This is a genomic window from Catenulispora rubra (assembly GCF_015356825.1).
Lineage (GTDB): Bacteria > Actinomycetota > Actinomycetes > Streptomycetales > Catenulisporaceae > Catenulispora > Catenulispora rubra.
Genome location: NZ_JAACYW010000029.1, coordinates 15,543 through 35,668, shown reverse-complemented (window position 1 = coordinate 35,668; position 20,126 = coordinate 15,543). Strand labels below are relative to the sequence as shown.

The window sequence follows — 20,126 nt, the reverse complement described above, 5'->3', positions numbered from 1 at the left end:
CTGGACGTTGGGCGCCGGCCCCCGGAACTTTGGGTTCTCGGGGCCGGCACCTTTTGTGCCCGGGCCGACCACGTGGTTCGCCCAACGAAAAACAGTGCCCTAAATCACACCTTCCGCAGCGTGATCGCATTCTCCGGACAAGCCTTCACACACAGCCCGCAAGCATGGCAGTCCTGCGGCCGCACGACGAACGCCTGCTTGTACCCGTGAAAGAACGACTTGACCGTCCCGACCAGCGACAGCTCCTGCCGCTCCTCGCCGGTCAACGTCCTGACCTCGAAGACGTCGTACGGGCACACGTCCACGCAGTCGCGGGCGCCCTCGCAGCGGTTCCGGTCCACGATCGGCAGGACCGAGCCTGGTTCGGCCTTGGAGCGGCAGACGACTTCGGCGGCGTTCCCGGAGTTCCCGGCGTTCTCAGCGTTCCCCGAGCTCTCGTTCTCCGAGTTCTCGGTGTGTTTCGAAGGGGACACGGGAGATGCCTCTCGGGGTCTGTAGGATATAGAATGCGAAGACATGAGTGACTGACCGTTAGTCAGTAAGCCAAGTGTCGCAGTCCGCCGTGGTGGGAGTCAACAGTCCCGGATCCGAGCTCTCCACCCCCTGACGCCACGGCCGCCGAAAGGAGTAACCGCCTCATGAACGATGGCGCCAGCGCCGCCGTCGCCCCCCACGACGCCGAGGGGACGCGCTCACCTGGGCAGGGCGAGGGTCCCGCGGCGGCCGCGCGCGGTCCGCGGCGGGCCCCGGAAAGCCGGCCCGACCAGATCCTCGACGCTGCGACCGAGATCCTGCTGGCCAAGGGCATGAGCGCTCTGACCATGGACGAGATCGCCGGGACCGCCGGGCTGGCCAAGGGCACGACGTACCTGTACTTCAAGTCCAAGGCCCAGGTGCTGGCCGCGTTAAGGATCCGTCACGTGCAGCGCATGCTCGCGACCTGTCACGCGGCCGCCGCCGACGGCCAGTCGGCCACCGTGATCGACCGGGTCGAGCGGTTCGTGGAGACCATATTCGAGTTCACGAAGGTCAACGCGCAGCTGCTCTTCCTGCTCTTCCACGAGGCCGTGGGCGACGACGGCACCGAGGTCCAGATGGCCCGCGACGGGCTCATGATGCACGTCCGCGAGGGCATCGCCTCCGGGGAGTTCGACATCGACGATCCCGAGGACGTCGTGGGCTTCCTGGTCCACGGCATGCACGGAGTCTTCGCCGACAGCATGCACCGCGAAGAGACCGACCAGAAGAAGGCCCTGCAGACGGTCAAGGACGTCTTCCGGAAGCAGCTCCTCGCCGGCCGGGACGGCTGACCCGGGGCACAAAAAGCCAGGCCAGGCCACATCGGGCACCATCAGGCCGCTCCCAGCAGCTTCAGGCCGGTCGACAGCCGGCCAGAGCCGCCAGAGCCCCAAAACCGCCTCGCCGACGTGGCCGCCACCGAACCGGGAATGCTCCGGCGCCGTCACACATCGGCGCCGGAGCATTCTGCATTCCGGCATTGGTTCGGACTCCGGTGCCCTCAGGACAGCCCCGCCGCCCTCAGGCCGACAACACCGCCGTCAAGACCGCCGAGCAGCCGCAACCACAGCCGCCGCAATCCCCTCAGCATCCAACCCGATCCCGGCCAGCACCGCGTCAGGCTTCCCATGCGCCAGATACCGGTTGGGCACGCCCAACACCGTCGGCGCCGCCGAACCAGGACTCCGCGCGGCCAACGCGGCAGCAATCGCCGAACCAGCGCCGCCCACCGCGAACCCGTCCTCAACGGTCACCACAGCCCGGTAACCCGCCGCAGCCTCCAGCATGCGCTCATCCAGCGGCTTCACACACCGCACGTCCCACACCGCGACATCCGCGCCCGACGCCGCAGCGAGCTCGGCCGCACCCAGCGCCGCCGCGCACATCCGCCCGACCGCCAGGACCGCGACGGCCCGCCCCGGCTCAACCGCCGCCCGCAGCAGCCGCGCGGAACCGCCCGCGCCCGGCGCCCCGGGGACCTCCGCCGGCGTGCCCTTCGGCCAGCGGATCGCCGCGGGCCCCGGCAGGGTCAGCGCGTAGCGGAGCATGCCCGAGAGCTCCTCGGGCGTGGACGGCGCCAGCACCGTCATCCCCGGCACCAGCGAGCACAGCGCCAGGTCCGCGACGCCGTGGTGGCTCGGGCCGTCGTCGCCGGTGATCCCGGCGCGGTCCAGGGCGAACACCACCGGCTGGCCGTGCAGGCCGACGTCCATCATCAGCTGGTCGAAGGCGCGCGACAGGAACGTGGAGTACACCGCGACCACCGGCCGCAGACCGCCCATCGCCAGCGCGCCCGCCATGGCCACCGCGTGCTGCTCGGCGATCCCCACGTCGTGGAACCGGTCCGGGAAGCGGGCCTGGAAGGCCAGCAGGCCGGTGGGCCCGGGCATCGCCGCGGTGAGGGCGTGGATCCGCTCGTCCTGCTCGGCCAGCTCTATCAGGGTCCTGGCAAACGCGCCGGTATAGCCGGCCGGGACGGAGGCCGCGGGTCCGGCCACCGGATCGAACACCGAGACGTCGTGCAGGCACTTCTCCTCGTCGTCCTCGGCGAACGAATAGCCGCGTCCCTTGCGCGTCACCACGTGCACCACGACCGGCCCGGCGACCGCCTCGGCCTCCCGCAGCGCCCGCTCCACCTCCGGCACCGAGTGCCCGTCGACCGGGCCGATGTAGGCCAGGCCGAGCGAGTGGAAGAAGGACTCCGGGCGCGGCGCCCCGCCCAGCGCCAGATACATCGCGTGCAGCTCCGCGCCGGCCGGCCCGGTGCCGTCCCGGCCGAGCAGTGCCGCCATCTGCCGCGCCTCCAGGTCGTGCAGCTTCGAGCTCACACTCCCCCGCAGCCGCTCCTGGAGCCGCGAGGCGGTCGGGGCGTAGGAGCGGCCGTTGTCGTTGAGCACGACGACGGCGTGCAGCCCGCTGCGCCCGAGGTTGTTGAGCCCTTCGAAGGCCATGCCGCCGGTCAGCGAGCCGTCGCCGACGACCGCCACGACCCGGCGCCGCTCGCCGCGTGAGGCGAAGGCCTGGGCCAGGCCGTGCGCGTAGGCGGTCGCGGTCGAGGCGTGGCTGTTCTCGATCCAGTCGTGCGGCGACTCGGCCCGGTTCGGGTAGCCGGACAGGCCGCCGGCCTGCCGCAGCGTGCTGAACCGCGGGCCGCGCCCGGTGACGAGTTTGTGGACGTAGGCCTGGTGGCCGGTGTCCCACAGCACCGCGTCCCGCGGCGAGTCGTAGACCCGGTGCAGCGCGAGCGTCAGCTCCACCGCGCCGAGGTTGGAGCCCAGGTGCCCGCCGGTGGCGGACACCGTCTCGACCAGGAAGCGCCGGATCTCCCGGGCCGCCTCGGTCAGCTCCTCGTAGGACAGCTCTCTGAGATCGGCCGGGCTGTCGAAGAACGCCCGCGTGCCCGGTGCCGTGCCCGGTGCCGTGTCCGGTGTCGTAACAGTGGTCATTGATAAGCCCCCTCGGGTTCGTGATCGCTCTCCGGCCGCGTGCTCGGCGGCGTCCGGCGCAGCCAGCCCGGAGCCCACCACGCGCGGGCCCCCGCCAGGTGCAGGAGCGCCGGGACCAGCATCGTCCGGATCACGAAGGCGTCGAGCAGCACGGTCGCGCCGAGCCCGATGCCGAACAGCGTCTCCAGCCGGTTGCCGGTGGCGAAGGACAGGAACACCAGCACCATGACCCCGGCCGCGGCGGTGATCACCCGGCCGGTCTCGGTCTGTCCGGCCACCACCGCCTCGCGCGCCCGCCCGGTACGGTGCCAGCCGTCGTGGATCCGGCCGATGAGGAACACCTGGTAGTCCATCGACAGGCCGAACAGGATGGAGAACAGGAACACCGGCAGGAACGCGTCGATGGGCCCCGGCCGACCCAGGCCCAGCAGGCTGCCGAACCAGCCCCAGTTGAAGATCGCGGTGATGATGCCGAAGCAGACGCCGACCGCGAGCAGGTTCATCACCGCGGTGAGCCCGGCGAGGAACAGGCTGCGGAAGGCCACGGTGACCAGCACCGCGCCGAACAGCGCGACGATGACGATGAAGATCGGCAGCTTCGTGCCGACCGCGTGCGTGAAGTCGATCTGGGTCGCGGTGAAGCCGCCGACGTAGACCGCGGCGCCGGTCCCGGCCACGGCGTGCGGCAGCACGCTGGCGCGCAGCTTGCCGACCAGGTCGACCGTGGCCTGGGACTGCGGGGCGGCGGTCGGGAACGCCTCGATCAGCCCCACCTGCCCGGACGGAGCCAGCTGCGGCGGCCGGACCGAGGTGACGCCCGGCGTCGCCGCCACGGCCGAGGCGACGGCCGTGGCCGCCGACGGGGCCGAGGCGCCCTGCACGACGATGAACAAGGGCCCGTTGAACCCGGGTCCGAATCCGGCGGCCAGGTCGTCGTAGGCCCGCCGGGTGGTGCTGGAGGTCGGGTCGTTGCCCTGGTCGCTGGCCCCGAGCCGGATCGAGAACACCGGCAGCGCCAGCACCACGATGATCAGCGCGGACAACGCCGCGAAGGCCGCGGGCCGGCCGTCGACCACCCGCGACCAGCGCGCCCAGCCGGGGCTGGTGACGTCCTGCGGCTGGATGCCCTGCGCCATCCGGTGCCGCTCCCGCCGGCTGAAGACCTTCTCGCCGAAGAAGCCGAGCAGCGCCGGCGTCAGGGTCAGCGCGGCCAGCGCGGTGAACGCGATGCCGATCGCGGCCGCGGCACCCATGCCGGACAGGTAGCCGATCCCCATGCCCATCAGGCTCAGCAGCGCCAGGCACACCACCAGCCCGGCGTACAGGACCGAACGGCCGGCGGTCCGCATGGTGCTGACGATCGCGTCCTCGTGCGTCTGGCCCTCCAACAGCCCCCTGCGTTGTCGGGTGACCAGGAAGAGCGCGTAGTCGATGCCGACCCCCAGGTTCAACAGGATCGTGAGACTGGAGGCGAAGCTCGGCACCACCAGCGCCCGCGAGACCATGCCGATCAGCGCGATCGAGGGCAGCAGCGAGACCAGCGCCGAGATCAGCGGCAGCGTGGCGGACACCAGGGAGCGGAAGGCGAACAGCAGGATCAGCATCGCCGCCAGCACGCCGACGATCTCGCTGACCGTGGTGTCGACCGTCATCGTGGCCTGCGACACCGCGTTGCCGCCGGCGTTGACGTGGACCCGCGCGTCGCCGGCCGCGGTCGCGGTGTCGACCACCTTCTTCACCGCCGAGGTCGGCAGGGTGTCGACCGGCTGGTCGAAGGTGACGTTCGCGTAGGCCACACGGCCGTTCGTGCTGACGTCCGCCGCGCCGTCGGGCGTGTACGGGCTCTGCACGTCGCGCACATGCGGCAGCGCCGCGACCCGGGCGAGCATCGCCGTCATCGGCGCCTGCACGTCGGGGTCGCGGACGGTGCCGGAGGCCACCGAGATCACGATGACGTCCTCGTCGCCGGCCTGCGCCGGGAACCCGGACGCCAGCACGTCGGCGGCCTGTCGAGAGCCCGTCCCCGGCAGCAGGTCCCCGGCCCGGTAGTGCGGTTTCACCGCCTGTCCCAGTCCGAATACCGCGAGGATGCCCACGAGCCAGAAGACGAGGACGAGGCGGCGGTGCTGGTGGCACCACCGGGCGAGAAGATCCATGGGTCAGCTCCGTACTTTGGTGTGTTCGGTGTTCGGTGTTCAGTGATTCAGCGGGTGGTGCTCAATAGGCGCGCCAGACCGAGAAGGCCGCTATGCCGTGCAGCAGTTCGCGCGGACGTCCCACGACGCCGGCCCGGTCCAGGGCGGCCACGGCCACCCCGAACTGCTCGCGGGCGTGCTCCTCGGTCCAGCCGCGGGCGCCGCAGGCGTCCAGCAGCGCGGTCGCCCGCCGCACGTACCAGGGTTCGAGGTCGCTGGCCGCGTTCATCAGGGCCCGTAGTTCCTCGGCGTGCTCGCCCTCGGCCGCCAGCGCGGCGGCCAGCGGCAGGGTGAGCTTGCGGCGGCGCAGGTCGCTGCCCACGTCCTTGCCGGTCACCAGCGGGTCGCCCCAGGTGCCCAGCACGTCGTCGACGGCCTGGAACGCCACGCCCAGCCGGGTCCCGAACTCGCGCATCGCCTCCCAGACCGGCCGGTCGGCGCCGGCCAGCACCGCGCCGATCGCCGCCGCGCAGCCGAGCAGCGCCCCGGTCTTCTTCTCCGACATCGCGCCCACCTCGCCGGTGGTCACGTCCCGCCGGACCTGGTAGCTCAGGTCCAGGGCCTGGCCGTCGATCATCGACGCGGTGGCCGACAGCAGCACCGACGCGGCCTCGGCCGCGGTCGGCGAGGGTGCCTCCAGCACCGTCTGCACCGCCAGGGCCAGCAGCGCGTCGCCGGCCACGATCGTCGGCCCGACGCCGAACACGGTCCAGGCGGTCGGCCGGTGCCGGCGCTCCCGGTCCAGGTCGATGATGTCGTCGTGGAGCAGGGAGAAGTTGTGCACCAGCTCCACCGCGACCGCGCCGGGCAGCCCGGCCTCCGGCGCGGCGCCGAAGGCCTCGGCGCCGAGCAGGGCCATGCTGCCGCGCAGGAGCTTGCCGGAGTCGGCAGCCGCCGGCCGGCCGTCGGAGTCGGTCCAGCCCAGGTGGTAGGACACGATCGCCCGGACGTCGGCGCCGAGCCGGGCGACCGCGTCGTGCAGGCCGCGCCGCAGCAGCGCGCGCCGTTCGGCCAGATCGGTCTGGATGGTGGCCGCCTGGTCCGGGCTCAGCGTGGCGGTCTGCCCCGAGACGGTGCTCACAGCGCCTCCAGGCCGGCCGTGCGCAGGATCAGGGACTTGACGTCGGTGGCGTGGAACGACTTCGCCTCCAGGGCGGGCTCGCTGCACAGCACCATCGGGCCGTCCTCGGCGCGGTCGGGCAGCCGGCCGTGGCTGCCCCGCACGCAGGACGGGTCCAGCGGGACGACGTTGAAGCCGGAGCGCATCCCCAGCTTCATCCGCGCCAGCTGGTACGCCGCGCGCACCTTCACGAACCGGTCGTCGGGGTCGAAGAACAGCTCCGCCGGGTCGTAGCCGGGCTTCTTGAAGAAGTCCATGCAGCGGGCGAAGTCCGGGGCCCGGTCGTCGTCGAGCCAGTAGTAGTACGTGAACCAGGAGGTCGGGTCGGCGATCGCGACCAGCTCGCCGGCCCGGGAGTGCCCGATGCGGTACTTGCCCTGCTGTTCGCGGTCCAGGACCTGGTCGACGCCGGGCAGTTCGGCGATCAGGCCGCGCACGGTCTCCTGGTGCGCGGCCGGGTCCTTGATGTAGACGTGCGCGGCCTGGTGGTCGGAGACCGCGAACGCCGCGGAGGTCCACGGGTCCAGGTACTCCATGCCGTGCTGGCTGTAGACGTTCAGCAGTCCGGCGCGCCGCAGGGCGCGGTTGATGTCGATCGGCCGGTCCACGGTGGTCAGGCCGTACTCGCTGACGATCAGGGTCCGGTACCCGCGGTCGTCCAGGTCCTTCAGCAGCGGGGCCAGGACGGTGTCGAGCTCCTTGGCGGCCTGCACGGCTTCGGGCCCGTCGGCGCCGTAGCGCTGGAGGTCGTAGTCCAGGTGCGGGATGTACAGCAGGTCCAGGTCGTGCGGCGCCTCGTCCAGCTGGTGCCGGGCGGCGGAGACCAGCCACTTGCTCGGCTTGATGTTGGACAGCGGGCTCCAGAACTCGGCCAGCGGGAAGGTGCCGAACCGGCGCTGCAGGTCGGCGCGCAGCCCGTCGGGCCGGGTGTACAGGTCCGGCTCGATCGAGCCGTCGTAGTGGAAGACCGGCCGCGGCGTGAGGACCGAGTCGATCTCCATGCCCATCGCGTACCACCAGCACATGTTGCCGACGGTGAACTCCGGGTCGGCCTTGCGGGCGGCGTGCCAGACCTTCTCGCCGGACACCAGGGCGTTGTGCTGCTTCCAGAAGTGGACCTCGCCGAGGTCGCGGAAGAACCAGCCGTTGCCGACGATGCCGTGCTCGTCCGGGTAGCGGCCGGTCAGCATGCTGGACTGCACCGGCGTGGTGACCGCCGGGAACACCGGGTCCAGGTTCGCCGCGAAGCCGCTCTCGGCGACCTTGCGCAGCGCCGGCATGAACTGCAGCAGCCGCGGCGTGAGCCCGACGACCAGGATCGTGTAGACCCGGCCGCGGCTCAGGGTGTTGCTCTTTCCCGCGCTCATGTCTGTGTCTCCCCCTTCAATCCGAGTGAGGTCAGCCGGCCCGCCGTCCAGGACAGCTCGCCGGCGATGCCCGCGACGAGGTCCGCCTCGCCGCCGGCCCCGGGCAGCACGTCCCAGGTGTAGGTCTCGACCTCCAGGTGCCGGGTGGCCGGGTGCGGCCCGCCGAACAGGCCGGCGAGCGCGTCGGCGAGTTCGGGCTGGGTGGTGCGCAGCGCGCCGACGTGCGTGCGGTGCACGGGGGCGTGGAAGTGGACGCGCCAGGGTTCGTCGGCGGCCAGCGTGCGGGCCGCGTCCGGGAGGTCGTCGACGCCGTCCAGGCCGCCGTCCGGGCGCCGCCGCCGCACCTGGTGCAGATAGCGGGGCTCGGCCAGGGAGCGCAGGGCCTCATGGGCCGGGCCGTCGGCGGGCCGATCGGCCTCCAGCGCGCACGCCGCCTGCACTTTCACGACGCTGAGCCCGGCCTCGGCGGCCGCTTTCAGGAACCGGCCGGCGTCGCTGAAGCCCACGGCCAGGTGGCAGGTGTCCAGGCACAGGCCGACGTGGTCGCCGATCTCCGCCGGCAGCCCGGCCCGGATCAGGTCGTCGCAGGTCTCGATGACGCAGCCGGGTTCGGGCTCCAGGCCGACCCTTATGTTGCGGCCGGTCTGCCGCCGCAGGTGGCGCAGCTCGCGCGCCAGGTCGGACAGGTGGCCGAGGGCCACGGTGTGGTGCTCTTCGCTCCAGCCCTCGCGCCAGCCCAGGGGCAGGGTGCTGATGGTCCCCTCGGTGACGTCCCCGGGCAGCAGCGCCGCGAGGATCCGGGCCAGGTCCAGGGTGTAGGCCAGCCGTCGCGGATCGGACCAGTCGGGCCGGTACACCAGCTTCTTGACCCGCTCGCCGTGGAAGTCGCCGTACGGGAAGCCGTTGACGGTGACGACGAACAGGTCGCGCGTACTCAGTTCCCTGCCGAAGGCGGCCAGGGCGACGGGGTCGGCGGCCAGCACCGCCGCGGCCGAGGCCGGCAGCCACAGGCCCAGGCCCAGGCGGGGCCAGCCGAGGCGGCGGCGGATCGGGGCCGCGTAGCGGTCCAGCTGGGCCACCACCCCGGCCACGTCCTGCGCGGGGTGGACGTTGGTGCAGTAGCTGAGCAGCACGTCCGCACCGTCGGGATGGGAGAAGTGCACGCCCCTCACTTCTCCCCTCGGGCCACGGTGTTGCCGCCGAAGTCCTGGTCGCGCGCGTCGGCCAGGGCCGCGTCGTCGAAGACCAGGCGGCCGCTCTGCCCGTAGAAGGCCACCGGGTTGTCCCAGAAGGTGCGGGCGATCTCAGCGTCGTCGAAGCCGGCGCCGGCCAGGGCCGCGGCGGTGGCCACGGTCGACAGCGGGTCGCTGACGCCCCAGTCGGCCGCGGAGTTGATCAGCACCTTGTCCAGGCCGTGGTCGGCGGCGATCAGCGCCATCCGGGCCGGGTCCATCTTCGTGTTCGGGTAGATGGTGAAGCCGCACCAGCTGCCGCTGTCCTTCACCATGGCCACGGTCATCTCGTTGAGGTGGTCGATCACCACGTGCTCCGGCGGCAGGCCGGAGGCGGCGACCAGCTCCACGATCCGCCGGGTCCCGGCCGCCTTGTCCCGGTGCGGGGTGTGGACCACGACCGGCAGGCCGTGCTCGGCGGCCAGGTGCAGCTGGGCCAGCAGCACCTTCTCCTCGTCGGCCGTGCCGCTGTCCAGGCCGACCTCGCCGACCGCGACCACCCGGTCCTTCTCCAGGTAGCGCGGCAGCAGGTCCAGGACGGCCCGGCAGCGGGGGTCGTTGGCCTCCTTGGGGTTCAGGGCGATGGCGCAGAAGTGCGTGATGCCGAACTGCGCGGCCCGGTAGGGCTCCCAGCCCAGCAGGCTGTCGAAGTAGTCGAGGAAGGTCTCCGCCGAGGTCCGGGGCTGGCCGAGCCAGAACGCGGGCTCGACGATCGCGGCCACCCCGGCGTCGGCCATCACCTGGTAGTCGGAGGTGGTGCGGGAGGTCATGTGGATGTGTGGATCGAAGACGCGCATGGTTCGTCTCCTTCTAGGAAGTCCCGGCGCCGGCCGCGAGGCGGTCGGCGGCGCGCCGGGCCGCCTCGGACCGGAAGCGGGCCCGCTCGTCGGGCTCGCGGACCAGGTCGGCCAGCTGCGTGGACAGGTCCGTGCGGGCCCGGCTGGGCTGTGCGGCGATCAGGTCGAGGATCTGGTCGTCGACGTCGCGGCCGGCCAGGACGCGCTCGCGGGCGTAGTCGGACAGCAGCGCGGCCAGCTCCGCGTCGGCCAGGGCGATCACCTCGGGCACCGCGCTGAACGGCACCGACAGGAAGGCGCACTTGAGCACCGCCTGGCGCAGCGCGTCCGGCTCCAGGTGCGCGGCGGCGTACGGACCGAGCGCCGCCGTGATCAGGGTCGCGTCGTTGGTGCGCAGCGCGTCCTCGACCAGCGCCCGGCCGCTGCCCACGGCCAGGCCGGGGAGCAGGGGCAGGGCTTTGAGGGCGGCGCGGCGCTCGGCCGGGTCGCCGCGGGTGTAGACGTCCCACAGGACTTCGGCGCGGCGCTCGGCGGGCACCGCGTAGAGCAGCAGAGCCCTGACCGCCTCGTCGACGCTCCAGCGCGCGGTCAGCGGCGCGCGGCCGCAGCGCCGGGCGGCGCCCGCGCTGTGCACGGCGCAGCGGTCCGCGTCGGCGGCGATCTCGGCCACCGCCGAGTCGAGCCAGGCCGCGGCCCGGGAGTCCAGGTGTGCTTCGAGCTCGTGGCGCAGAGCCTCGGCGGACGTCGTCTGGATCGTCGGCGTCGGCGGGGCCTGCGATGTCTGTGATGTCTGTGACGCCGGCGTCGCCGCGCGCAGGAACTCCAGCGAGCGGCGCGCGACCTCCGGGGCGGCGTGGCTGTGCCGGGGCAGCTCGACGCCGACCAGCCCGGAGTATCCGGAGTCGATCAGCGCGGCGATCACCGGCGGGAAGTCGATCTCGCCGGCGCCGAACTCCAGGTGCTCGTGCACGCCGCGCACCATGTCGTCGATCTGCACGTTGACCAGCCGGGGCGCGGCCCGCAGGACGCATTCGGGCACCGGCTGCTCCTCGACCGCGCGGCAGTGGCCGACGTCCAGCGTCAGCCCCAGCCGCTGCGGGCAGCCCAGGTCCAGCAGCAGCGCCTCGTAGTCGTCCAGGGTCTGCACGACCATGCCCGGCTCGGGTTCCAGGCCGAGTGTCACCCCGTAGGTGTCGGCGTAGCCCACGACCCGCGCGGTGTTCTCGCGCAGCCGGTCCCAGGCCTCGTCCGGATCGTCGTCGTGGTCGACGCCGCTCCAGAACGAGACGGCCTGCGCGTTCAGGTCGCCGGCGATGGCGCAGGCGCGGTCCATCAGGCGCAGTCGGCGCTCGGCCTCGGGCGAGACGAGCGACGGCTGGTGCTTGCGGCGCGGATCGAGCAGGTAGCGCGCGCCGGTTTCGATCACGACGGCCAGTTCCAGGCGGTCCAGAAGGGCCGCCACCTGGCCGACCTTGGCGGACGCGTCGGGGGCGAACGGGTCGAGGTGATGGCTGTCCAGGGTCAGGGCCACGCCCCGGTATCCGAGGTCGGCGATGATCCGCAGGGCCTCTTCGAGGCGGTGGTTCCCGAAGCCGTTGGTGCCGTAGCCCCACAGCACCCCGTCGGGCACCGCCGGGCCTGGTCCGCTGCCGTCGCTCATGTCGTGGCCACCTTCCGGCCGAGCATCCGGCCCACCGGCAGCGCGGCCAGCAGCGGCCCCATCGGCTTGAGCGCCCCGGCCTTGCCGGACAGCGCCGACTGGAGCGGGATCAGGCTCATGATCCCGGCGCCGACCGCCTTCTGGAGGTTCTTGGCGGTGGGCTTGCGCACCGCCTTGGCCTGCGCCCGGCCGAAGATCGCGACGTACCCGGCGGCCGCGGCGGCGGCCGCCGCCTTGTCCCGGCGGCGCGTCGAGCGGCCCGGCAGCAGCGCGGCCGCCGTACCCACGGCGGAGGTCGCCGCGAGCGTGACGGCCGGCAGCGCCGGGTCGGAGCCGTCGACCTCCTTGGCCGACAGCGCCATCAGGGTCATGGTGTGCGCGGCCACGACCCCGGCGGGCACCGCGGCCTTGCGCACGCCGCCGATCCCGGCCCCCGCCAGCACGTTCAGTCCCCGGGCCAGTGCCATCGACGCGGCCCCGGCCGGGGTGCCCTTGAAGACGGTGTCGTAGGCCCAGACGCCGGCGGCCAGCGGAACCGAGACGCCGAGCCCGCGGCGGCCCGCAGCCAAAGCCGAGACCGCCAGGCCGCCGGCGGTCAGCGACTGGGCCACGCGCAGCGCGGTCTGCGGGCTGATCCGCCCGGACGGGATCGGCCGGTTCGGGCGTTCCTTGGCGTCGATCTCCCGGTCGGCGTAGTCGTTGAGCGCCATGCCGGCCCAGTAGAGGAGCACGGACGACGCGGCAACCCCGGCGGTGCGGGTCCGGCCCAGCGGCCAGCCGGCGGCCGCCGCCCCGGCGATCACGTCGCCGGGGACGGACAGCGCGGCGGGGGCGCGGATCAGTTCCGTCAGCGCCCGCAGATCGTCGCGGCGGGTACCCAGGCGGCTCACGACGCGGTCCCGGCCGGGGCCGGCGCGCCCGCGACCCATGCCTTGAGCCGGTCGTACTGGCCCGACAGCCGGCTGTCGTCGCCGTCGCCGACCGGGTCCTTGAAGAAGAAGCCGAACTCCGACAGCGGACCCGATTCGCCGCGCTGCTGGGCGAAGGCGGCGAGCCGGACCAGGTCCAGGATGAGCGGGGCGGCCAGGGCCGAGTCGCAGCCCTGCCAGGTGAACTGGAGCTTCATCTGCACGCCGAGGAAGCCCTGGAAGGCGACGTGGTTCCAGGCCGTCTTCCAGTCGCCCATGTCGGCGACGTAGTCGATCCGCACGGTGCTCTCCGGGGCGTAGCCCAGCAGTTTGGACAGCGAGGAGGCCTTGGAGCGGATCTTGGTGTCGCAGGCCTCGGAGTCGGACAGGGTGGCGCCGTCGCCGCCGCCGAGGATGTTGGCGCTGTACCAGGAGCGGACGTCCAGGCCCCGGTAGGCGAACATCGGCGCGAGCACCGACTTCACCAGGGTTTCGCCGGTCTTGCCGTCATTGCCCGCATAGGGCAGGTTCGCTTGGCGGGCCAACTCGTCCAGGGCCGGCAGGCGGGCGCCGACCGAGGGCGTGAAGTCGACGAACGGGTGTCCGCTGCGGAAGGCGGCGTAGGCCGCCAGGGAGCTCGGCGGGAGGACGTCGGGACGGGTGTCCAGGGCCGTTTCCAGGGCCTCCAGGCTCTGGTAGGCCGGATCGGAATCGGGGGTGGGTTCGGTGGAGGCGACGTTCACCACGACCACCTGCTCGCAGCCGGTGCGGGCCTGGAAGTCGGCCAGGGCCTTGATCAAGCAGTCCGCGCGGACCCGCTGCGGGACGCCGGTCCCGGGGCCCGCGATCGTGATCATCTCGCTCTCGGCGCGGTCCAGGGCCTCCCCGACCGCGGCGCCGATGTGCGCCGGGATCACCCCGGCGGAGGCCAGCTGCTCAGCACGTTTGCGCAGCGGCGTGGTGACCACGTCGCAGCCGCCGAACACCAGCCGGTCCACCGGGACCAGCCCGGCGGAGGCGAAATCGGCCAGTTCGGTGACGCAGCCGACGGCGCCGGCGGTGCCGGCCGCGATGGCGGCCGCGCCGGAGACCACGGTCGTGGCGATCGAGCCTCGCGAGCCCACGAGCCACGCGCCGATCGGCGACTTGTCGTTTCGAGTCATCGTCTTTGCCCCTCATGTCGGATGAAACGTGTGGCGGTACGACGGATGGAGCCGTGGGGGGTGGGCGGTGCACCAATGACCTGCGGGCGCCCGGGCTGGGCGCTTACTGACACCTATTGACTGACCGTCAGTCAGGATGACTCACTATATCCCGGCGCCGTCAGGGGGGTCAACGCGTACCCGTGGGTAGTGAATAAGAGCTCTGAGAACGCTCGTTCGGACGTCGCACGACACATGACAACCTGTCGAACCATGGGATGACAGAAGGTTCCTCCGGCCCGGTCCGCCGGCTCACCCCCAGCAACGCCCCGCAGGCTGCGGCCGGTGTGACACCTCCCAGGCCACACCGGCCGGCCGCGCCGCGAGCAGCACCAGCGGCGGCAGCGGGCAGCCGCCGCAGGCGATCAGGAACGCCACCCCGTGCGCCGCGGCCAGGTCGTGCAGCCGGGGACCGCACTGCGCGACCAGCGCCTCGGAGGCCGTGACCACGCTGGCCGCGGCCCGCAGCGCCTGCTCGGCGACCGCGGCGGCCGGACCCGGCTGCCCCAGCGCCTCGACCACGACGATCGGGTGGCTGCGCGCGATCAGATCGCACACCGCGCCGACCACCATCGGATCCAGCGGCCCGCTCGGCGCGTGGACGCCGGAGAGCCGCACCGGCCGGCCGGCGACCGCGGCCAGGTGTTCGGCGCGGGCATGCAGGTCCTGGACGAGCGCCGCACCGAGGCGGCCGCGGGTCACGGTCAGGATGGTGACGACCGGAGAGGTCACCGACCTGCCGGTCACGGCGTGTCGTTCCCGGGCGGCCGGGGGTCGGCCGGGGCGGAGTTGGTGGCGATGGGTTCGGTCCGGACAGTTTCGGCCGGGACAGCGTCGGTCCGGTCAGTGCTGGTCCGGACAGCATCGGTCCGGACAGCGTCGGCCGGGACAGCGTCGGCCGGCGCCGAAACGCCAGTAGTGGGTTCGGTCAGGGCGGGCTCGACTGGCACGAAGTCGGTCGGCTGCCCTTCGTCGGGGACTGAGTCGGCCGGGGCGGGATCAGCCAGTACCGGAGCAGCCCCGCCGGGCCGCGGCCGCCCCAACTCGTGCGGCAGCGCGAAGACGGTGTGCTCCTCGGCCGCCTCGACCTGGCTGACGTCGCCGTAGCCGCGCTCGGCCAGATAGTCCAGCACCTGCGCGACCAGCTCCTCCGGAGCCGAGGCGCCGCTGGTCAGCCCGACGGTCCGGACCCCGTCGAACCAGCCCTCGTCGATACCGCCCGGATCGTCCACGAGGTGCGCGGCCCGGGCGCCGGCGTCGAGCGCGACCTCGACCAGCCGCAGCGAGTTCGAGGAGTTCGCCGACCCGACCACGAGCAGCAGATCGCACTCGCCGGCGACCCGGCGGACCGCGGTCTGGCGGTTCTGCGTGGCGTAGCAGATGTCCTCGCTCGGCGGATCCTGCAGCAGCGGGAACCGTTCCCGCAGCTGCTGCGCCGTCGCTGCGGTCTCGTCCACCGACAGCGTGGTCTGCGACAGCCACGCCACCCGCGCCGGATCGCGCACCTTCACATCCGCCACGTCCTCAGGCCCGTCCACCAGGTGGATCCGCTCCGGCGCGTGGCCGAGCGTGCCCACCACCTCCTCGTGGCCGGCGTGCCCGATCAGGAGGATGTCGTAGTCCTCGCGCGCGAACCGCTCCGCCTCCCGGTGCACCTTCGTCACCAGCGGACAGGTCGCGTCGATCGGGTGCAGGTCGCGCGTGGCTGCCGCCGACCGCACCTCCGGCGCGATGCCGTGGGCCGAATAGATGACCACGGCCCCGGAGGGCACTTCGTCGACTTCTTCCACGAACACCGCGCCCCGCTGTTCGAGGGCTTCCACCACGTGCTTGTTGTGGACGATCTGGTGCCGCACGTAGACCGGCGGCCCGTAGAGGTCCAGCGCCTTCTCGACGGTCTGGACCGCCCGCTCGACCCCCGCGCAGAAGCCGCGCGGGGAGGCCAGCAGGACTCTGCGATCACTCATGGCCACGCACCTCGCCGGTGTCGGTGTCGATCTCCAGGCCCATGACGGAGGCGAGCTTGAGAGCCTCCTCGATGAGCGTCTCCACGATCTGCGACTCCGGCACGGTCTTGATGACCTCGCCGCGCACGAAGATCTGGCCCTTGCCGTTGCCGGAGGCCACACCCAAGTCCGCCTCGCGCGCCTCGCCCGGGCCGTTCACGACGCAACCCATGACCGCGACCCGCAGCGGTACTTTCATGCCGTCGAGCGCGGCGGTCACCTGGTCGGCGAGCTTGTACACGTCCACCTGCGCCCGACCGCACGAGGGGCAGGAGACGATCTCCAGGCCACGCTTGCGCAGACCCAGGGATTCCAGGATCTGCTGCCCGACCTTGACTTCCTCCACCGGCGGCGCCGACAGCGAGACCCGGATGGTGTCACCGATACCCTCGGCCAGCAGCGCACCGAACGCCACCGCGGACTTGATGGTGCCCTGGAACGCCGGACCGGCCTCGGTGACACCCAGGTGCAACGGATAGTCGCAGGCCTCGGCCAACTGCCGATATGCGTTGATCATCACGACCGGGTCGTTGTGCTTGACCGAAATCTTGATGTCCCGGAAGTCGTGCTCCTCGAACAACGAGCACTCCCACAACGCGGACTCCACCAACGCCTCAGCAGTGGCCTTGCCGTACTTCTCGTACAACCGCTTGTCCAACGAGCCGGCGTTCACACCGATCCGGATCGGAATACCAGCAGCCTTGGCGGCCTTGGCGATCTCCCCGACCTTGTCGTCGAAAGCCTTGATGTTGCCGGGGTTCACGCGCACCGCGGCACAGCCGGCGTCGATCGCGGCGAACACGTACTTCGGCTGGAAGTGAATGTCGGCGATAACAGGGATCTGCGACTTCTTCGCGATAGCCGCCAGCGCATCAGCGTCGTCCTGCGAAGGCACCGCCACCCGCACGATCTGGCACCCCGTCGCCGTCAGCTCCGCGATCTGCTGGAGCGTGGAGTTCACGTCGGCGGTGAGCGTCGTGGTCATCGACTGCACCGAGATGGGGGCGTCCCCGCCCACCGGCACGCTCCCCACCATGACCTGGCGCGAGCGACGCCGCCCGGCCAGCGGTTTCGGCGGCACCGCCGGATCGGGGAGCATGACGTGCGTGGCCGGCATCGCACCTCACCCCTCTTCCCCGACGAAGCGGATGTCCAGGCCCGCCAGGTGTTTGGCGAGTTCCTCAGGGCTCGGACGCTCGTCGAACGCGCGCCCCAGCGTCTCGAACATCTCGAGCGCGTCCGCGCCCGGGAAGTGCACGGCGAGCAGGCGCGCCGGTCCCTCGTGGGCGACGAGGCTGTGCGGCGTGCCGGGCTGCACCGGGACGAACGTCCCGGCCTCGACGACCTCCGTCTCGGTGCCCACCCGAGCCAGGACCCGGCCTTCCAGGACGTAGTCGGCCTCGAATATCCGGTCGTGGACGTGCCGCGGCGACGGTGCGCCGCCGGGCACGAGGGAGAACTCGATGATGTTGAACGGCGCGTCGGGGTCGGTGCGGACCCAGCCGCTGACATCCCCGACGCGGATGCGTCCCCCCGCGGTGACAGTCATGGTCCCGCCCTTCCAGAGCTCGGTTCGAAGACGTCCACGCCGGGTATCCCGCCGCGGATCCCCCAGTTCTCCAGTGCCGGCTCGCGCACGGTGATGCTCACCGCGTCGCCGCCGATCCCGGCCTCGGCGCAGGCGTCCACCAGCGCCCGGTACAGGGTGCGCTTCCATTCCAGGGTGCGGCCCGGGAACAGCGCGACGCCGATCCAGGCCGCCGGCTGGGTCGAGCCGCCGGGCCGCGACGCGACGCAGGGCCGGGCCCGGCAGCTGCACGCCGCCGCGACGTCGGGCAGCGCGGCGACGACGCCGCGGCGCACGGTCTCGGCCAGGGACAGCGCACGGCCGGCCGGCAGGCCCGAGAAGTCCACTTCGATGCTCGGCATGCCGGGCCCCTACGGCTTCCGGCCGACGCCGCACAGCAGCATGTCCGACTGGTCCGCCGCGAACACGCCGCCGTCCTCTTCCAGATGCCACTGCGACACCCAGGTGATCCCGGGGTCGAGGACCTCCAGGCCGTCGAAGAACCGGGTGATCTCCGAGCGGCTGCGCATGCGCAGCGCGGTCGGGCTCTGCTTGGACAGCTCCTCCATCTTGGCCGCCTCCTCCGGGCGGCGCTCGAACGTGGAGTGCGAGACCACCAGGTAGCTGCCCGGCGCCAGCCGGTCCATGAGCCGGTTCACGATGTCGTACGGGTCGTCGGCGTCGGACATGGCGTGCAGGATCGCCAGCAGCAGGACCGCGACCGGCCGGTCGAGGTCGATCAGGCTCCTGGTCTCGGGGCTGTCCAGAATCGCGTCCGCCTTGCGCAGGTCCCCGTGGATGATGGAGCTCTGCGGGACGTCGGCGAGGATCTGCTCGCTGTGCGCGACGGCCACCGGGTCGATGTCCACGTACATCACGCGGGTGTCCGGCTCGACCGCCAGCGCGACCTCGTGCACGTTGCCGCTGGCCGGGATGCCCGAGCCCAGGTCGAGGAACTGGCGCACCCCCTGGCGCAGCAGGTGGCGGGTGCAGCGCTGTAGGAACGCCCGGTTGGCCCGGGCGTGCTGGGCCAGGTCCGGGGTGGCCTCGGTCAGGCGGCGGGCCAGCTCGCGGTCCACCTCGAAGTTGTGCGTGCCGCCCAGGACGTAGTCGTAGGCGCGGGCGGCGGCGGGCCGCTCGATGTCGACGCCCTCGGGCGCCCAGGCGGGTCTGGTGGTCGTCACGGATGTCTTCCCCTCGCCGTGTCGGTCGGCCGGCGGACCCGTGGCAGAGTCCTGATTCCGGTCGGGTACGCCGCCGATCCTAAGTGACTGACCGACGGTCAGTAAAGGTGTAGTCTCAACGGCGTGGACCGTCCTCGACAGATCGTGATCCTCGGCTCGACCGGATCGATCGGCACCCAGGCCCTGGACGTGGCCCGGCGCGCGCCGGACCGGCTGGAGGTGGTGGGCCTGGCCGCCGGCGGCGGCGACCCGGCGCTGCTGGCCCGGCAGGCGCTCGACTGCGGGGCCAGGGTGGTCGGCGTGGCCGATCCCGGCGCCGTGCCCGACCTGCGGCTCGCGCTGCGCGCCGAGGCCGCCTCGCGCCGGGCGTCGCCTTCGCGCGCTGTGTCGTTTTCCCGTACCGCGTCGCCTTCCCGCATGGCCTCGGCTTCCCACGTGATGCCGCCTTCCCGCACCGCGTCGGCGCGGACCGACGTCCTCCCCGAGATCGTGGCCGGACCGCAGGCGGTGACCGAACTGGCGGCCATGCCGTGCCACACCGTCCTCAACGCGATCGCCGGCGCGGCGGGGCTGCCGGCCACCCTCGCCGCGCTGCGCGCCGGACACGTCCTGGCGCTGGCGAACAAGGAGTCGCTGATCATCGGCGGCGACCTGGTGACCGGGGCCGCGCAGCCCGGGCAGATCGTCCCCGTCGACTCCGAGCACTCGGCGCTGGCCCAGTGCCTGCGCGGCGGCGCGGAGCACGAGGTGGAGCGGCTGATCCTCACTGCCAGCGGCGGCCCGTTCCGCGGCCGACGGCGCGAGGAGTTGGCCCACGTCACCCCCGACCAGGCGCTCGCGCACCCGACGTGGTCGATGGGGCCGCTGGTCACCGTCAACTCGGCGACGCTGGTGAACAAGGGCCTTGAGGTGATCGAGGCGCACCTGCTGTTCGGCGTGCCGCTGGACCGCATCGCGGTGGTGGTCCACCCGCAGTCGATCGTGCACTCGATGGTCGAGTACCGGGACGGATCCACCATCGCCCAGGCCGGCCCGCCGGACATGCGGCTGCCGATAGCGCTGGCCCTGGGCTGGCCGCACCGCATCCCCGACGCGGCCCCGCCCCTGGACTGGTCCACCGCGGCGCGCTGGGAGTTCTTCCCGCTGGACGCCGAGGCGTTCCCGGCCGTCCGGCTCGCCAAGCAGGCCGCCGCAGCCGGCGGCACCGCCCCGGCGGCGTTCAACGGGGCGAACGAGCAGTGCGTCGCGGCGTTCCTGGTCGGACAGATCCCGTTCCCGGCGATCGTGGACACCGTGGAGCGCGTGCTCGCCGAGCACGACTCCGCGCCGGGCGAGCTGACGGTGGACGCGGTGCTCGACGCCGACCACCGGGCGCGGGTGCGGGCACGGGAGCTGACGGCTTAGCGACGCCTCTTGCAGCTCCG

General features: G+C 72.4%; 17 protein-coding genes and 1 pseudogene. 2 read left to right on the top strand and 16 right to left on the bottom strand.

The genetic code is table 11. The features are described 5' to 3' along the window. Positions 1 to 104 precede the first annotated feature (104 nt). Positions 105 to 473 (bottom strand): 4Fe-4S dicluster domain-containing protein, encoded by a 369-nt coding sequence (locus tag GWK61_RS11255; RefSeq protein ID WP_323747508.1) that lies wholly within the window; start codon positions 471 to 473, stop codon positions 105 to 107. A 165-nt stretch (positions 474 to 638) separates the two neighbouring features. Here GWK61_RS11255 and GWK61_RS11250 point away from each other — a divergent pair, with 165 nt between their 5' ends. Beyond that, positions 639 to 1,310 (top strand): TetR/AcrR family transcriptional regulator, encoded by a 672-nt coding sequence (locus tag GWK61_RS11250; RefSeq protein WP_194908150.1) that lies wholly within the window; start codon positions 639 to 641, stop codon positions 1,308 to 1,310. Positions 1,311 to 1,559: 249 nt separating this feature from the next. On the opposite strand, the gene dxs is transcribed toward GWK61_RS11250, so the two are convergent. The 15 genes and pseudogenes from dxs to GWK61_RS11175 form a co-directional block, all read right to left on the bottom strand. Further along, a complete protein-coding gene (gene dxs, locus GWK61_RS11245) occupies positions 1,560 to 3,464 on the bottom strand; it encodes a 1-deoxy-D-xylulose-5-phosphate synthase (protein ID WP_194908148.1) in 1,905 nt (634 codons plus the stop codon). After that, the gene (locus tag GWK61_RS11240; protein ID WP_194908145.1) at positions 3,461 to 5,620 is read right to left on the bottom strand and encodes an MMPL family transporter; all 2,160 of its coding nucleotides are present in this window, start codon (positions 5,618 to 5,620) and stop codon (positions 3,461 to 3,463) included. The genes dxs and GWK61_RS11240 overlap by 4 nt, the downstream gene beginning before the upstream one ends. 61 nt (positions 5,621 to 5,681) lie before the next feature. Beyond that, positions 5,682 to 6,740 (bottom strand): polyprenyl synthetase family protein, encoded by a 1,059-nt coding sequence (locus GWK61_RS11235; protein WP_194908143.1) that lies wholly within the window; start codon positions 6,738 to 6,740, stop codon positions 5,682 to 5,684. Then, positions 6,737 to 8,146 carry an alkaline phosphatase family protein gene (locus GWK61_RS11230; RefSeq protein ID WP_194908142.1) on the bottom strand — a complete coding sequence of 470 codons (1,410 nt, stop codon included), beginning with the start codon at positions 8,144 to 8,146 and terminating at the stop codon, positions 6,737 to 6,739. The genes GWK61_RS11235 and GWK61_RS11230 overlap by 4 nt, the downstream gene beginning before the upstream one ends. Then, positions 8,143 to 9,309: a metabolite traffic protein EboE gene (gene eboE, locus GWK61_RS11225; RefSeq protein ID WP_194908140.1), complete on the bottom strand. Its 1,167-nt coding sequence runs from the start codon at positions 9,307 to 9,309 to the stop codon at positions 8,143 to 8,145. The genes GWK61_RS11230 and eboE overlap by 4 nt, the downstream gene beginning before the upstream one ends. A 5-nt stretch (positions 9,310 to 9,314) precedes the next feature. Beyond that, complete coding sequence (locus GWK61_RS11220) at positions 9,315 to 10,175, bottom strand: TatD family hydrolase (protein WP_194908139.1); 861 nt, start codon at positions 10,173 to 10,175, stop codon at positions 9,315 to 9,317. A 13-nt stretch (positions 10,176 to 10,188) separates the two neighbouring features. Continuing rightward, positions 10,189 to 11,835, bottom strand: a complete 1,647-nt coding sequence (locus GWK61_RS11215; RefSeq protein WP_194908138.1) for a TIM barrel protein — start codon at positions 11,833 to 11,835, stop codon at positions 10,189 to 10,191. Next, a complete protein-coding gene (locus GWK61_RS11210) occupies positions 11,832 to 12,725 on the bottom strand; it encodes an SCO3242 family prenyltransferase (protein ID WP_323747507.1) in 894 nt (297 codons plus the stop codon). Before GWK61_RS11210 ends, GWK61_RS11215 begins: the two co-directional genes overlap by 4 nt. Next, positions 12,722 to 13,906: an inositol-3-phosphate synthase gene (locus tag GWK61_RS11205; protein ID WP_194908136.1), complete on the bottom strand. Its 1,185-nt coding sequence runs from the start codon at positions 13,904 to 13,906 to the stop codon at positions 12,722 to 12,724. Before GWK61_RS11205 ends, GWK61_RS11210 begins: the two co-directional genes overlap by 4 nt. Positions 13,907 to 14,197: 291 nt before the next feature. Continuing rightward, positions 14,198 to 14,692: a hypothetical protein gene (locus GWK61_RS11200; protein ID WP_194908135.1), complete on the bottom strand. Its 495-nt coding sequence runs from the start codon at positions 14,690 to 14,692 to the stop codon at positions 14,198 to 14,200. A gap of 287 nt (positions 14,693 to 14,979) precedes the next feature. Then, positions 14,980 to 15,912: pseudogene (locus GWK61_RS11195) on the bottom strand (4-hydroxy-3-methylbut-2-enyl diphosphate reductase); the annotation flags it as partial. Next, entirely contained in the window at positions 15,905 to 17,068 is a 1,164-nt protein-coding gene (ispG, locus tag GWK61_RS11190) for a flavodoxin-dependent (E)-4-hydroxy-3-methylbut-2-enyl-diphosphate synthase (RefSeq protein ID WP_228562116.1), read from the bottom strand. The gene ispG and the pseudogene GWK61_RS11195, both read right to left, overlap by 8 nt. Before the next feature lie 6 nt (positions 17,069 to 17,074). Next, positions 17,075 to 17,500, bottom strand: coding sequence for a cupin domain-containing protein (locus tag GWK61_RS11185; protein ID WP_194908134.1), 426 nt, complete (start codon positions 17,498 to 17,500; stop codon positions 17,075 to 17,077). Then, positions 17,497 to 17,880: a tautomerase family protein gene (locus tag GWK61_RS11180; RefSeq protein ID WP_194908133.1), complete on the bottom strand. Its 384-nt coding sequence runs from the start codon at positions 17,878 to 17,880 to the stop codon at positions 17,497 to 17,499. Before GWK61_RS11180 ends, GWK61_RS11185 begins: the two co-directional genes overlap by 4 nt. 9 nt (positions 17,881 to 17,889) lie before the next feature. Next, positions 17,890 to 18,702 carry an SAM-dependent methyltransferase gene (locus GWK61_RS11175; RefSeq protein ID WP_194908132.1) on the bottom strand — a complete coding sequence of 271 codons (813 nt, stop codon included), beginning with the start codon at positions 18,700 to 18,702 and terminating at the stop codon, positions 17,890 to 17,892. 123 nt (positions 18,703 to 18,825) lie between these two features. On the opposite strand from GWK61_RS11175, the gene dxr reads away from it, so the two are divergent. Further along, positions 18,826 to 20,106, top strand: coding sequence for a 1-deoxy-D-xylulose-5-phosphate reductoisomerase (gene dxr, locus GWK61_RS11170; RefSeq protein WP_194908131.1), 1,281 nt, complete (start codon positions 18,826 to 18,828; stop codon positions 20,104 to 20,106). Positions 20,107 to 20,126 lie beyond the last annotated feature (20 nt).

What these genes read in the sequence shown, in the direction of transcription:
- GWK61_RS11250 (WP_194908150.1), top strand. Translation starts at nt 639, where the DNA reads ATGAACGATGGCGCCAGCGCCGCCGTCGCCCCCCACGACGCCGAGGGG.
- dxs (WP_194908148.1), bottom strand. Translation starts at nt 3,464, where the DNA reads ATGACCACTGTTACGACACCGGACACGGCACCGGGCACGGCACCGGGC.
- GWK61_RS11240 (WP_194908145.1), bottom strand. Translation starts at nt 5,620, where the DNA reads ATGGATCTTCTCGCCCGGTGGTGCCACCAGCACCGCCGCCTCGTCCTC.
- GWK61_RS11230 (WP_194908142.1), bottom strand. Translation starts at nt 8,146, where the DNA reads ATGAGCGCGGGAAAGAGCAACACCCTGAGCCGCGGCCGGGTCTACACG.
- GWK61_RS11220 (WP_194908139.1), bottom strand. Translation starts at nt 10,175, where the DNA reads ATGCGCGTCTTCGATCCACACATCCACATGACCTCCCGCACCACCTCC.
- GWK61_RS11215 (WP_194908138.1), bottom strand. Translation starts at nt 11,835, where the DNA reads ATGAGCGACGGCAGCGGACCAGGCCCGGCGGTGCCCGACGGGGTGCTG.
- GWK61_RS11205 (WP_194908136.1), bottom strand. Translation starts at nt 13,906, where the DNA reads ATGACTCGAAACGACAAGTCGCCGATCGGCGCGTGGCTCGTGGGCTCG.
- ispG (WP_228562116.1), bottom strand. Translation starts at nt 17,068, where the DNA reads ATGCCGGCCACGCACGTCATGCTCCCCGATCCGGCGGTGCCGCCGAAA.
- GWK61_RS11185 (WP_194908134.1), bottom strand. Translation starts at nt 17,500, where the DNA reads ATGACTGTCACCGCGGGGGGACGCATCCGCGTCGGGGATGTCAGCGGC.
- GWK61_RS11180 (WP_194908133.1), bottom strand. Translation starts at nt 17,880, where the DNA reads ATGCCGAGCATCGAAGTGGACTTCTCGGGCCTGCCGGCCGGCCGTGCG.